Origin of the sequence: Chitinophaga sp. sic0106, from assembly GCF_019219075.1 — a bacterium.
GTDB lineage: Bacteria > Bacteroidota > Bacteroidia > Chitinophagales > Chitinophagaceae > Chitinophaga.
In genome coordinates, this window is record NZ_JAHUWJ010000004.1 from 232,087 (window position 1) to 245,612 (window position 13,526).

Genomic DNA, 13,526 nt, shown 5'->3' on the forward strand with positions numbered 1-13,526 from the left:
ACAATGTCAATTACATCCGAAAAAGAATTAGAAGGCATGCGCCGCATCAGCGAAATGGTGGCTACTACGCTGAAAGAAATGCGCCATTATACTAAGCCTGGAATGAGCACCCGGCAGATAGACGATTTCGGCGGTAAGCTGCTGGAGAAAATGGGTGCGAGGTCGGCTCCCAAGTTGACCTACGGCTTTCCGGGCTACACCTGCATCTCCCTGAATCATGAAATTGCACACGGGATACCTGCTTCGGATAAGATTATCCAGGAAGGGGACCTGATCAATATTGACGTATCTGCGGAATATGATGGCTATTGGTCCGACAATGGCGGTTCATTTGTAGTGGGTCAGGATATCCACGGTTATCAGCCATTGGTTGAAACATCAAAGAATATCCTGCACAAAGCCATTCATGCGATCCGTGGCGGGGTAAGGATTTGTGATATCGGCAAGCTGATTGAAACAGAAGCCCGTCGTAACGGCTACACCGTGATCCGTAACCTGGGAGGTCATGGTATTGGTAAAGGATTGCATGAGTCGCCTTCCGATATTCTGAATTGCTATGACCAGGCAAACCGCGGCCGATTCAAGCGTTTTGGGGTGGTGGCTATAGAAACTTTTATTTCTACAGCTTCTAATTATGCCAACCAGGAACCGGATGGCTGGACCCTTGTAGGCAACCGTGGTGGCTTTGTTGCACAGCATGAGCATACGATTATTATTACCGAAGGAACACCGATCATACTAACTGCCGCCAACGAAATCTGGAATTAATTGGTAATTTGCGGCCATTATGTCTTTATACACCACAAAGGGCGCTATTACAGTCACCTGTAATAAGCGCCTGACACCTTTCCTGGAGCAGGAGGTGAAAGAGCTGGGCTTTGTGCCGGAAGAAACTTTTGTAACAGGGGTGCGCCTCAACGGAACCATCAATGATTGTATCCGCTTAAACCTGAACCTGCGCTGTGCCAGCCAGGTGCTTTACAGCCTGAAAAAATTCGAGGCACAGGATGCCGATGATATATATAGAGAACTGAAGTCTTACCCATGGGAAACCCTCCTGAAACCGGACGGTTATTTCTCCATCACCAGTAACGTACTGAACGAAACGATCAATAACAGCATGTTCGCCAACCTGCGTGTTAAGGATGCGATTGTGGACCGCATGCGTGAAAAAACCGGTAAGCGCCCTTCTACAGGGGCAGAGCTGAGTGGTGCAGTCGTAAACCTGTTCTGGAAAAATGAGCAGGCGGAAGTTTTCATTGATACTTCCGGTGAATCGCTGGCCCGCCACGGTTATCGTAAAATTCCGGGACGTGCGCCAATGCTGGAAGCACTGGCTGCCAGTACTATTCTGGCCAGTCGCTGGGACAGGCAATCGCCGTTTATCAACCCGATGTGTGGTTCCGGTACCGTAGCGGTAGAAGCCGCGTTAATTGCTACCAACACCAGGCCTGGACTGTTTCGCAGTAACTACGGGTTTATGCACCTGGTAGGCTATATTGACGATGTTTACCAGGAGGAGAGAGGTTTGCTGGAAAAGCAGATTATCGAAGTGCCGGGATTGAAAATCATTGCGACCGACCTCAGTGAGCAGGCGGTATCCAACGCGCGCAAAAACGCCAGGGCTGCGGGAGTGGAAGACCTGATTGAGTTCAAGGTTTGTGACTTTGCCGCCAGTCCGGTGCCACAACCAGGTACGGGCGTGGTGTTTATGAACCCTGAATATGGGCTTAGGCTGGGAGAAATTTCGGCATTGGAAGAAACGTATGCCCGTATAGGTGATTTCATGAAACAGAAATGCGGCGGGTACTTTGGTTATATCTTCACCGGAAACCTGGATCTGGCAAAGAAAATAGGGCTGAAGGCCAAACGAAGAATTGAATTTTATAATAGTACACTGGATTGCCGGTTGCTGGAATACGAATTGTACGCAGGTACGCGTGATCCAAGAAAGCAGCAGGCAGTAACGGAATAAACAAATAACTAAAAATAAAAACGACGCTTACGGGCGTCGTTTTTGTTTTTAGTAAGATACCAGTGTTGTTACGCTGGATGCGGGCAGCATGATTCCGAATGCGCCGCCGGTGATGGCGAAACTATCGGAGGAAAGGTTGCTGGCGCTGGTAGTCCTGTAACGATTGAAGCCTGCCACGGTAGCGCCACTGACGGAAAATGGCTGATAAGTGTCGGCCGTATTGAGGTTGATGGCTACCACAACGATTTTGGAACCGCTTTTATAGGCGGTGGTGTAGATGTTGGTGGCAGGGTTGGCGGTACAGGATATTTTGTTAGACCCCGGGCGTACGTATCTGGCCCATTGTGCCATTACATAGCCTCTCTTGGTGATGTTACCGCTTTCGTCCATGGGGCCGTAGGATCTTCTGATGTACCACCATACGTACATGCTGTAGCCTGCATTCATACAGTCATGAATTTCTTTGGCAACGCCGAGGGCGTCTGTCCAGCCATTGGCATCATTGGTATTGGTGTAATGTTCCGTCATCCATACTTCTTTTCCCGGAGAGTATACGTACGGTGTTTTACCATAAATATGCCCGCATACATAGCTTGTTTTCGATTTAGCGGTAGCATTGCTCAGGTAAGTATCCAGGTAGGTTTTATCCATATTAAACGGTTCTGGTGCCATTACCGGCGCGCCGAGGTTACTGCCTTGTGCTGCCACAAAGTTGGCCACCTGGGTGGCGGATAGCTCCATGGATTCGTAGCTGACAGTGATGTTGGGTTCATTGATCGGGCTGATGGCTGTTACCCCGCCTACGGTATTACAGAAGTTGGCGAGGTGGGCAGCGTAGGCCGCATAGGAAGCGGTGTTTAGTTGTCCACCTATGAGACTATTATTGCTTTTCATAGCTGCCGGGGCGGTCCAGGCAGAGGCCACTACACTGGCGCCATAGGATTTAGCGGCGTCGATGGTAGGTTTTTCTGCCGCGAAATCGGCGCTGTTGGGTGAAACCCTGACACGCAATACGCTGAGGCCTATACCGCTGCTCGGAGAAAAGGCGGTGGTACGTTGTGCGGCGGTCAGATCAGCAATCCAGCCACGAATACTGGCACCACCAAACCCGCGTATATACTGTTGAACTACGCCGGCATTAATGACGGCGGTGGCTTCTGTGTTGGCGGGATTAGGGTTGGAGAGGGAGGGTTGATCGGCTTTGGTGCAACTGAAGAGCAATAGGAGGGCAGCAGAAAAACCGATGAAAGTTTTCTTCATAACGTTGTTTTTAAGGTTAATAAAACTATAAATCTGAGTCTGTAACCGATTACATTTCTAATATAGAAATACTATTTGAAATATTTAAGTACACTCATGTTTATATTACGCAACCGATTACATTAAAATTGTTCTAAAGGATAAGATTTTGGTTTTGTGGAGATAACGTTGGCGACAGATCAAACTGCTGGGTGATATTCCTTTTGCAGCCAAATTTGGTGGTGCTACCGTAATTTCAATGCGCATTAAGTAGCATTCCCGGGGATACGAAACAATTTTTGCTCGTAGAGCCGCCATGCTGGCGGCTCCTACGCTTCGATCTACTCCATGATCTCCCAGAAAATAAAATGTTTACCTGATAGATTATAGCGAGGAGCCGCCAGCATGGCGGCTCTACAGCCCGATGCGGCATAAAAAAACCGTGTGGCGCACAATGAGCCACACGGTAAGTACCTATTCTAATAACTTTCTAATAATATTCTGCTGCTACACTAATCAGCACCGCATTTCCATCTCCCTATATTTGCAGCACATTAAAACAACTACCATGGACGCAGATCCTGCAACACCATTTACTCACTTCCTGTAACCGCAAAACCCTCTGGTAGCTCCGGTTGCAGGGCAAAACCAGTTTTATGTTCAAATTTAATTTCTTTCAGCACAAACGCACACACGCCATTATTAAAGATGATTTCGCACCTGAAACACGTCCGGTGATTACAGACGAAAAAGGGGAGCAGATCCCGGCCAGGCAGGTACGTCCTTATGTGTACAGGCCCGTAAGGTTCCTGCGCAGAAGACGGAATGAAATGATCTGCTGAAGCTACAGGGCAGCGCTCACGTTAATAGGGCGGGAGAAGCTTTCTTCCAGGCTGATGATGGTTTCTGTCCGCTCTATTCCTTTGATATGCTGCAGATCATCCTGAAGGATCTTACGCAGCTCTGCACTGTCCTTACAAATGATCTCCGCAAACATACTGTAGGAACCAGTTGTGTAATTGAGTCTTACTATCTGCGGCACTTTCAGCAATTGCTTGGCAACGCTTTCATACATGGAACTTTTTTCCAGGTAGATACCAATGAATGCTAACACATCGTAGCCGATGGCCCGCAAATTTACCTGTAGCCGTGTACCCTTGATAACACCCATTTCATGCAGTTTCTTAATACGCACATGAATAGTGCCGCCTGATACGAACAGCTTTTTACCCAACTCAGCATAGGAAATGCTGGCGTCGTTGGACATTTCAGATATGATTTGGAGGTCTAATTTGTCAATATTTAACTGGTGGCTCATTTTTGCTAGGCGATTTAGATTTTATCTAAAATTAAGACATTATTTGCAAAAATATCAAAATTATGTATTATGTACCAAGAGTTAATTCGTATTAAAGTTTACATAATATATCTGCGGTGCCGCGCAAACGCTCACCAGCGGAAAACATTTTTCATCAGTGCTTGTTGTTCACTAAGAAGGCCCCATCAGCATTGCGGCCAATTTGAAACGATTCACTGATTAAACCATGTGACATGTATCTTAGTAATCATCGCATTTTTGCCGGTATAGCACTGGCCATTGTTATCCTCGCCAGCAGTTGTGGAACCACCGTACACATGACAGGCACCTGGAAAGCGCAGCAGGCACCCACACAAGGCTATCACAAAATTCTGGTCGCCAGCCTGTCGTCTAACCTCGGCGCAAAACAAACCATTGAAACAGACTTAACAGCAGCATTGCAGAAAAAAGGTATCGACGCAGGCAAAAGTCTGGATATGTTCCCGCCCAACTTCGACCCTAAAAATGAAGTATCCAGAGAAGAAATGGCGAAAAAAATTCTTGCTGCCGGTTACACGGCTGTACTCACCACCTCATTGGTGAATAAGGAGTCGGATACCCGCTATGTGCCTGGCACGCCTTATGCGTCTTATCCGGCCTATGGCTGGTACGGCAGCTTCTGGGGATATTATGGTTATATGTATGGCTCGGTATACAGCCCGGGTTATTACACCACGGATAAAACCTATTTCCTCGAATCAAACTTGTATGATTTATCTAAAGAGGGTGTATTGATTTGGTCCGGACAGTCGGAAACGGTTAATCCAAACAGCCTCGCTTCCTTTGGCAAAGCATTCTCCAAAACATTGACAGATGCAATGCAGAATGCAGGCTTATTAGATCAACACTAGCATTCATACCCTAAAAAAATAAGAGGCTGACAAAAAAGCAATGCTTTTGTCAGCCTCTCTTATTTTGCAGGAACTTTCCTTTCTTTGCAAAAAACTCAGCAGATGGAATTAGCTCAGCCGAATCCGGAATTATTACAGCAATTAGTCACCATGCGTATGCCTTTTGGTAAGTATAAAGACACCATTTTGTGCGACCTGCCGGTAAGCTACCTGGAATGGTTTCAACGAAAAGGCTTTCCTCCCGGAAAAATGGGTATGCTGCTGGAAACCTTGCTGGTGATCAAAATGAACGGTTTGATGTACCTGCTGGACCCACTCAGAAAACGATAACTAAAACCAGGAGGTAGGTTGATCTTCCTCCGGTACCACCACCGCTTTTTCTATGGGCTTTGTCTCCACCGGAACATCAGGCAGCAGTGCCTGAACAGGTTTCCCCAGTTCCTGCACTGCCAGTTTATCTTTTCGGGTTACGCCGCCAATATGGGCGCCTACCTCTACTTCCAGACTAAATGCATTAACGTCTCCTTTCACATGGGCAGCACTTAACACCTGCGCCTTGTCAGAAACGTAAACGTTGCCATACACCTTTCCATTCAATATCAGCTCTGCAGCAAATACGTGTCCCTTGATACGGGCGGTTTCACTGATGATGAGTTTACCGGTGGTTTTTACATCACCTTCCACTGTCCCGTCAATGCGTCCCGGAACAGCAGCGTCTATGCTGCCGCTTACAGTCACAGATACCGGGATCTGCAAACCTTCCGGCGTAGTCAGGTTACGGAATAAATGTCGGACGTTTATCATTCAATCAATTTAGAGTTTTATAGTGATGTCTTTTTCTTTGGCCGGGATAGTGCTGGCCTGGGCAGCGGGTGCGGCCGGGGCAGGCGTTGCTTCGGTAGTGCCAGGAATCGGTGGAGGCGTAGTGCTCACCGGTTTATCCTGCTCAAAATAACTGATCACGGAAGTGGCATTACCCAGATCCAGTCCCACGCTACGTTGCGCCTTGTTGTCGGAAATACGCAGGGAGTTGTACAGGTAACCAATACTGATCAGTTTTTCAGGCTCTGGTGCTACTTCTACAGGAATGAAATCCTTGAATTCCTCTATAAAAGCGTCGGTCAGTTCTTTGTAGTGTGCGCCACCACCCATCAGGTAGATTTTTTCACAATTCTCAAAATCCAGATCGGTGAAGTATTTACGCATGAGAGGAGAAACCACTTCTTTGTAGTACTGCAGTAATACTGCCTTTCTCATTTCTTTCAGGTCAATACGTTTGCGGTTGGTGAAGATAGAACCCTTCATAAACGCATCGTCCACCTGGTGCTCATTTTTCATTTCCAGATAGTGCTTCTGGTTCAGTTCCCTGGTGAGGTTACCAATCGCATAACGGATACCATGGGAGCTGAAGCAGGTACGATGGATCAAACCATCGCCGGTAGCCATACCACCTTCAATGGTACCAAAACCAAAACTCACCGCAATGAAGTTATCAAGGTTTGGCTCGTTGACCGTTTTCTTTAAACCGATAATACCAGCTACGATTTCAGGAATTACTTCATAACGTTCAATATCAAACATGCCTTTCTTGAAAGAACCCTTGTTGTTGTACGTCTGGGTATCATAGTCGATCAGGAAATGTCTTTTGCTCAGGAACTGCTCTGCGGCTGCTTTGTAGATATTGTATGTAGAGAAAGGGAAACCCATGGTAATCGACAGCGGTTGCTGTACTTTATCAATGGTATTCAGCATGGCGGCTTTGAAAAGTATCTCATAGTCTTCTTCCTGCGGAGAGGCATTGGTCACCCTACCCGGATTGATACCCCCTCTTTTCGCCAGGTTCCCTACCAGGTACCAGGTGTCATCTTTCTTTATTTTTAATCCGTTCAGTAAATCTTTACTGGAGTTTTCGGTGTTCCCAAAGGCGGTCTCAAACACACTGGGGAAGCTGGTTGTAGATACTTTCATAGTTGTTGTGATAATAACGAAACAGAGATTAATTCTTTTTTATAATCAGGACAATAGGGGATGGCATTCAATGAATTTGGGCTAAATTTAGTACAGGGTTTTATATTTTCAAAATCCCCGGAGCCGTTAATGATAATAATAACACAAAAGATATCGTTAATGGTTATACGTCCTTCCCCCTTACCCATGTTCACCCTTTAGTATAACGGTGCATGAAACTGACTTTCATTCTTTTATCGGTAATAGGGGCCATCGCCTGCAATAATTCACGTCGCGTTTATTCTGCACCCGCCATTGGCGCGGAAGCTGAGTTCGACAAAGGCCTGCGGCCCGAAAAGCGCCCCCAATATCTCTTTGACAAAAAGACCATGAAGGATATGCAGAAATCAGGATCGGTCAGCGACTACAACCGCAGGCAGAACACCCGGCCCACCGCCCCCGTGAAAGGAGCTGGTACCGTAGCGGATACTTCTAAACTACCTGCCGACAGCACCCGGCCATCTCCCCAAACCGACAGCCTGGCCCTGCCAGCTGATACCAGTCACCAGCCATTACCACTTTAATCACTACTTTTGGGCGCAGGAATACGCATAAAATCCTGCTACTCAGATATGATTAAAGTGAAGCTGCAAGTTTTACTCCTGCTCAGTATCGCCACCATGGCCACGGCGCAGCAACTCTATATGCCGCTGAACATCCAGCGGGCCTATGAAAAAGGTACCCGCCATATGTCCGGCCTCCCCGGTGCCAACTACTGGCAAAACCACGCTGCTTACGATATACAGGTAGCCTTCAATCCGCAAACGCGACTGCTGGCAGGATCGGAGTCGATCTATTATACCAACCGCAGCCCGGACACACTCCGTGAAATAAACCTGAAAATACTGGCGAACCTCTACCAGAAAGGTAACGTTCGTGCTATGATCATTGACAGAGAAGATGAACACGACGGGGTAGCCATTACCAACCTGCGCGCCAATGGTACCGCCATTCCCGTACCCGCTGCCACCGGCACCAATATGATGGTGAAAATACCGGCACTGGCACCTGGCGGCAGCATGCAACTGCAAATGGAGTTCTCCTACACCCTGAACAAAAACTCCCATATCCGTACCGGCGCCATCGACGACGGTGCCTTCTTTATCGCTTACTTCTTTCCCCGTATAGCCGTATACGATGATATAAACGGATGGGACAGAATTCCCTACACAGGAGCCATGGAATTTTATAACGACTTCTCCGATTTTCGTGTGTCCATTACCGTACCCGGCGACTACCAAACATGGGCTACGGGGGACCTGGTCAACGCCGGCGATATTTATCAGCCCAAATTCCTGGAACGTATCGCGGCCGCAGAGCAGCACAACGATATCATCTACATTATTGATTCTACAGACCTTAAACAAGGAAACCTCACAAAAAATAAAACGGCCAATACCTGGCAATTCCAGGCGCAACATGTTACAGACTTCGCCTTCGCCATCAGTAATCATTACCTGTGGCAGGCCGCCAGCGTGGAGGTAGACCCGCGCACCAAAAGGAGAACCAGGGTAGACGCCGTGTTTAATCCGGAGCATGCCGACTACTTTGAGGTAGCCCACTTTACCCGCGCCACCGTTGAAAAAATGAGTTATAACTTCCCGCGCTGGCCCTTCCCGTACAGCCACGAAACGGTGTTCGACGGCCTGGATCAGATGGAATACCCCATGATGGTAAACGATAACCCGGCGCCTAATCGCAAATACAGTATTGAGCTAACGGACCACGAAGTGTTTCATACCATGTTCCCCTTCTATATGGGTACCAACGAAACACTCTACTCCTGGATGGATGAAGGCTGGGCCACCATAGGCGAGTGGCTGTTGTCGCCCATGATCGACAGCTCCCTGGTAGATGATTATGGTATGGAACCTTACAATAAAATTGCCGGCAAGTTTCAGGACCTGCCGATTATGTCGCCCTCCAATCAGCTGACAGATGCCTACATGACCAATAGCTATCCCAAACCGGCTCTGGGCTACCTGTATGTAAAGGACCTGCTGGGCGACAGCCTGTTCCTCAAAGCCCTGCATCATTACATCCGCACCTGGAGCGGGAAACATCCGCAGCCATATGATTTCTTTTATTGCATGAATATGGGTGCCGGCCGTAACCTGGACTGGTTCTGGAAAAGCTGGTTTTTCGATAATGGCTATCCGGACCTGGCCCTGGCGCCATTTCGGGTATTAAATGGGAAGTATGAGATCGTAGTGAAGCGGATCGGTAGTAAACCAGTTCCGGTGGATCTTACGCTGACCTTCGAGGATGGCAGCACGCAGAAGCTGCACCGTGCAATTGACTGCTGGGAGCAAGGACAAGAGGCAGTGGCTTTCCAGGTGCCGAAAAATAAACGGCTGAAAAAAGTAGTATTGGGAAGTACCTGGGTGGCCGATATTCATCCAGAGGATAATGTGGTGGAACTAAAGTAATGGGCTACAGGTCATCGTAATACAATTTGTACACTACCTGGTTGTTACCTCCTACAATACCGAGGCCGCCCACTGTATTATTACGCAGCTGCACGGCCTGTATCAGGCTGTTTAACCCCGGATTACGTTTTACTTTTTCGTAGGTAAGCAGGAAGTCGTAGTACTCTTTAGTCACCGACTTAATATATACCAACACCCTGCCTTTGGGCGCAATGGCTTCAATCTGGTTGGAGCTAAGTGCCGTGGCGTTGATATACAGATTAGTGGTAAGTGGTTTACCCTGCTGATTGAAAAGAATGCTGTTATAGTTTTCGTTTAGTCCGCCAATCTGGTTGTTATCAGCATTTTCATCCTGCGTATAGCAGGGAATGCGCAGGTAGTCGTTGAGGAAGGTAGTATCCTTGCTGATCACCACACCGGGCTGGCCTTTTACCGACTCGTACAAATCTTCGTTGGCAGCAATGTTATAACGTACACCATTATACGTAAAGAAAGAATCCACTAATGCCGATTGCTTCAGCGCTTCCATAACGATATAGGTCCGGACCCCTGGTTGCCCGAAAACGGTCAGGTTAAAACGTAGTACCGGCCGGCCATTGAGCGTGGTACGCAGCGTGTCGGTGAGCTCCACTCTGCAGTTGCCTGGAATGCCGGCACTGGCAGTTACGGGTTTCATATCTGGCACCTCCACTTTTACGCGGTAGGTTTTGAGCGATTGTAATTTTGTTTTGCCGCTATACACACTCATGCGATCGCCGGGGTCGGGCACGTTACTGAGTGTTTCAATTAAAGTGCCATCCTGGTTCAGCAGCTGTACATTTGCGTTAGGCACCAGTTCAAATCCGTTATCTACACCGGTGGTCACGAGCTTGCTTTTGCCGATCCGTAACTGTGGCATCTCTCCGGCTGTTAATTCACTGTATACTACCACACGTGGCTGACCGTTGCCGGGAGGCACGGGTAACTCGGTTTCACATCCGGCGAGCAGTAAAGCTATAATTGCAGTGTATTTTATCAATCGCATCATGATCATCAGAATTTAAAGGTGTAACTCAGATACGGCAATGTTCTGAAGATACTGTACTGGTATAACTGTAACGGATATACGGCGTCAAAATTGAAATAGGAAAACTGATCGAAGCTCACAATAAAGGGATTGCTCCGGTTGTAGATATTATAAACGCCGGCATTGATGGTATGCCTAAATTTTGTTTTGGTACCCAGCTGCACGGTGGTGCCAAGGTCCAGGTGGTGTACGGGCCGCAGTCTGTATTTATTCAACCCGGTGAAAAAAGGCAGGTAATTCACCTGGTAGGTAGAGAATGGAGAGTAGCGTTCGTCCAGGTATCCGTTAATATTTTTGGCCCAGTCAAGATCGGGGAATATTTGTTGTGGCATCGTAAACGGAGCACCGCTGGCAAACTTCCAGGTAGCGCTTACTGACCATACCGGGGAGAGCTGGTATTTAAGGGCCATAGACAGGTTGTGCCTGCGGTCTTCCTTGTAAGGATAACGTCTGCCGCCATTCACCCTGTCAAACTGCCGCCAGGCCCAGGATAGCGTGTATGCAAAGATTCCGGTAAATCTTCCTTTGGTTTTTTCCAGGAGAAATTCAGCCCCGTAATTATAACCTTTCCCGGCAATCACTTTCTTCTCCCAGAGATCAGAATTATCGAAAATATTGAGGACGGTGTTGGTGGTCACGATATCACTGAGTAGCTTGTAATAGCCGTCGATACTGAGGCGCCAGTCGTTTTGCCATTTCTTTTCATATGCCAGGCTATAGGAATAGGAACGCTCCGGCTTTATTACATCTGTGCTTGGTACCCATAAGTCTGTAGGAAGATTGATCACCGGCGTGGAGAGCTGGTGAATAAACTGCGCCATGGCGGCGTAAGACGCCTCCAGGTACTGATCCCTGGAAAACTTCCAGCGAATCAGCATCCTCGGTTGAGTAGAGGTATAAACGGAACCCTTTTGCACCAGCGAACCGAAATGCAGGCCCGGCCTAATGATGAGGTGTTCGTCGAATAATGAAATCTGATCCTCTGCATAGAGGTTTATTTCCGACATATAGTATTTCGGAGCGTCTCTTTTTACTGCTTCCCCTGCGGAGATGTTAGTGCGGTAGGAGGTAGGTGCGAAGTTGTGATACGTATAGCCACCGCCGAAAGATAGCTTATGGGTATTATTGAGCGTGTATTCGGTTTCGTTGTTAATGGCGATATCGCGTACCCTGGACACGCCCACCCCTTTTACAAACAGCGAGTCGGAAAAGCTCAGCGGGATCAGGGAGTTCTGCGAAAAGGTATTATGAAACCTGCTGTAGGTAAGCGTGGTATTGGTAAACAGCCGTGGATTTACTACGCTGGTCCATTTCAATGCGGCGGTAACATTACTCCAGGCGAAATTGTAATCGTCGAACAGGAGGATCACCGGATTATCGCTGGCGATATTCATGCGGTCCTGCCCTTTGTAAAAGCTAAAATACAGGCGGTTTTTTTCGTTGAGGATGTGGTTTACTTTTCCGTTAATATCATAGAGGTAATATTTACCGTAGTCGCGCAGGAAGTTTTTACCGTAGAGCACATCCACCAGGGAGCGTCGCAGGGAGAGCGACATCGACGTCCGGTCTTTGATAATAGGACCTTCCAGCAGGGCGCTGCCCGACACAGGGCTCACAGTGGCCTTTCCGTGCCACTCTTTCATGTCACCATCCTTGGTGCGTATATCCACTACGGATGATAGTCTGCCAGCGTATCTGGCGGGAAACGCATCTTTATAGAGCGATACATCTTTTACGGCGTCGCCGTTAAAAATGGAGAATAGTCCGAATAGGTGACCGGTATGATAGATGGGCACGCCATCGAGCAGGTACAGGTTTTGGTCGGCCCCGCCGCCACGTATCAATAAGTTGCTGCTGCTTTCCAGGGAGCTGCCAGCGCCGGGATAGAACTGCAGTGATTTCAGTACATCTTTTTCTCCCAGCAGTGCAGGGTAACTGTTGAGATACGATACCGGCATGTTGATATAGCCACCGTGCAGCAGCACTGTATCACCGGCGCTGGCGTTGATCACTACCGGCTGGAGACTGTGACGCACGCCCATGTAAATATCGAGCTGCCCATCGTCCGGCGGTGGTAGTGGTTGCAGTACCGTTTCATAGGCCACATGTGAAAACACGATCTGGCTGCAGGTATCGGGTACCTGGAGTGTATAAAAACCATAGGCGTTGCTGATAGTTCCTTTACGGGTAACGGGATCGTATATGGAGGCGCCGATGATGGCTTCATCGCTGTTCTTTTCTTTTACAAAACCGCTGATGGTATAATATTGGGTACCGGAAATATCGCGTAGCAGGAATATTTTTCCATTGACGGAAGCAATTTCAATACCTGTTCCCTGGAAAATGGTGTTAAGCACTTCACCCGTGGTGGTTTCGGTGCCGGTGAGCTGTACTTTCCTGTTAAGGTGAATGAAGTTGGAACTGTAGGAAACGGGTATGCCGGTTTGCTGGGTGATCTCCTGGATATAATGCAGTACGGTGCCTTGTTGCCTGGCGGGTTTAAAATGCCGGGCCAGGATGCTGTCTGCCTGCTGCGCGCTTAAAGGCAGCCAATGCAGCAGCATCAGGAGCAATAAAGTTGTATAAGAGAGGGGCCTTAATT

Annotated in this window: 13 protein-coding genes; 7 read left to right on the top strand and 6 right to left on the bottom strand. The window is 48.1% G+C overall.

Going from position 1 to position 13,526, the window contains the following annotated elements; all coding sequences use genetic code 11:
• Positions 1–3 precede the first annotated feature (3 nt).
• Together map and KW844_RS08190 are read left to right on the top strand one after the other, a co-directional pair.
• A complete protein-coding gene (map, locus tag KW844_RS08185; RefSeq protein ID WP_218376227.1) occupies positions 4–768 on the top strand; it encodes a type I methionyl aminopeptidase in 765 nt (254 codons plus the stop codon).
• A gap of 19 nt (positions 769–787) precedes the next feature.
• Positions 788–1,975, top strand: a complete 1,188-nt coding sequence (locus KW844_RS08190; protein ID WP_218376228.1) for a class I SAM-dependent RNA methyltransferase — start codon at positions 788–790, stop codon at positions 1,973–1,975.
• 48 nt (positions 1,976–2,023) lie between these two features.
• Here the strand turns inward: KW844_RS08190 and KW844_RS08195 are convergent, their stop codons facing one another.
• Positions 2,024–3,235, bottom strand: coding sequence for a hypothetical protein (locus tag KW844_RS08195; RefSeq protein ID WP_218376229.1), 1,212 nt, complete (start codon positions 3,233–3,235; stop codon positions 2,024–2,026).
• Positions 3,236–3,870: 635 nt separating this feature from the next.
• Between KW844_RS08195 and KW844_RS08200 the strand changes: the two genes are divergently transcribed.
• Positions 3,871–4,056, top strand: coding sequence for a hypothetical protein (locus KW844_RS08200; protein WP_218376230.1), 186 nt, complete (start codon positions 3,871–3,873; stop codon positions 4,054–4,056).
• Between the two features lie 2 nt (positions 4,057–4,058).
• Here KW844_RS08200 and KW844_RS08205 read toward each other — a convergent pair whose 3' ends face one another.
• Positions 4,059–4,532, bottom strand: coding sequence for an Lrp/AsnC ligand binding domain-containing protein (locus tag KW844_RS08205; RefSeq protein WP_218376231.1), 474 nt, complete (start codon positions 4,530–4,532; stop codon positions 4,059–4,061).
• Positions 4,533–4,765: 233 nt separating this feature from the next.
• Here KW844_RS08205 and KW844_RS08210 point away from each other — a divergent pair, with 233 nt between their 5' ends.
• A complete protein-coding gene (locus KW844_RS08210; protein WP_218376232.1) occupies positions 4,766–5,422 on the top strand; it encodes a hypothetical protein in 657 nt (218 codons plus the stop codon).
• A 102-nt stretch (positions 5,423–5,524) separates the two neighbouring features.
• Positions 5,525–5,752: a DUF3820 family protein gene (locus KW844_RS08215; protein WP_073080099.1), complete on the top strand. Its 228-nt coding sequence runs from the start codon at positions 5,525–5,527 to the stop codon at positions 5,750–5,752.
• On the opposite strand, the gene KW844_RS08220 is transcribed toward KW844_RS08215, so the two are convergent.
• Positions 5,753–6,226 (bottom strand): polymer-forming cytoskeletal protein, encoded by a 474-nt coding sequence (locus KW844_RS08220; protein WP_218376233.1) that lies wholly within the window; start codon positions 6,224–6,226, stop codon positions 5,753–5,755.
• Between the two features lie 9 nt (positions 6,227–6,235).
• Complete coding sequence (locus tag KW844_RS08225; protein ID WP_218376234.1) at positions 6,236–7,390, bottom strand: ParM/StbA family protein; 1,155 nt, start codon at positions 7,388–7,390, stop codon at positions 6,236–6,238.
• A gap of 212 nt (positions 7,391–7,602) precedes the next feature.
• Between KW844_RS08225 and KW844_RS08230 the strand changes: the two genes are divergently transcribed.
• Together KW844_RS08230 and KW844_RS08235 are read left to right on the top strand one after the other, a co-directional pair.
• Positions 7,603–7,953, top strand: coding sequence for a hypothetical protein (locus tag KW844_RS08230; RefSeq protein WP_218376235.1), 351 nt, complete (start codon positions 7,603–7,605; stop codon positions 7,951–7,953).
• A gap of 48 nt (positions 7,954–8,001) precedes the next feature.
• The gene (locus tag KW844_RS08235; RefSeq protein WP_218376236.1) at positions 8,002–9,858 is read left to right on the top strand and encodes a M1 family metallopeptidase; all 1,857 of its coding nucleotides are present in this window, start codon (positions 8,002–8,004) and stop codon (positions 9,856–9,858) included.
• A 4-nt stretch (positions 9,859–9,862) separates the two neighbouring features.
• Here the strand turns inward: KW844_RS08235 and KW844_RS08240 are convergent, their stop codons facing one another.
• Together KW844_RS08240 and KW844_RS08245 are read right to left on the bottom strand one after the other, a co-directional pair.
• Positions 9,863–10,885, bottom strand: a complete 1,023-nt coding sequence (locus KW844_RS08240; protein ID WP_218376237.1) for a DUF4249 family protein — start codon at positions 10,883–10,885, stop codon at positions 9,863–9,865.
• Positions 10,886–10,890: 5 nt separating this feature from the next.
• Positions 10,891–13,488, bottom strand: coding sequence for a carboxypeptidase-like regulatory domain-containing protein (locus KW844_RS08245; protein WP_218376238.1), 2,598 nt, complete (start codon positions 13,486–13,488; stop codon positions 10,891–10,893).
• Positions 13,489–13,526 lie beyond the last annotated feature (38 nt).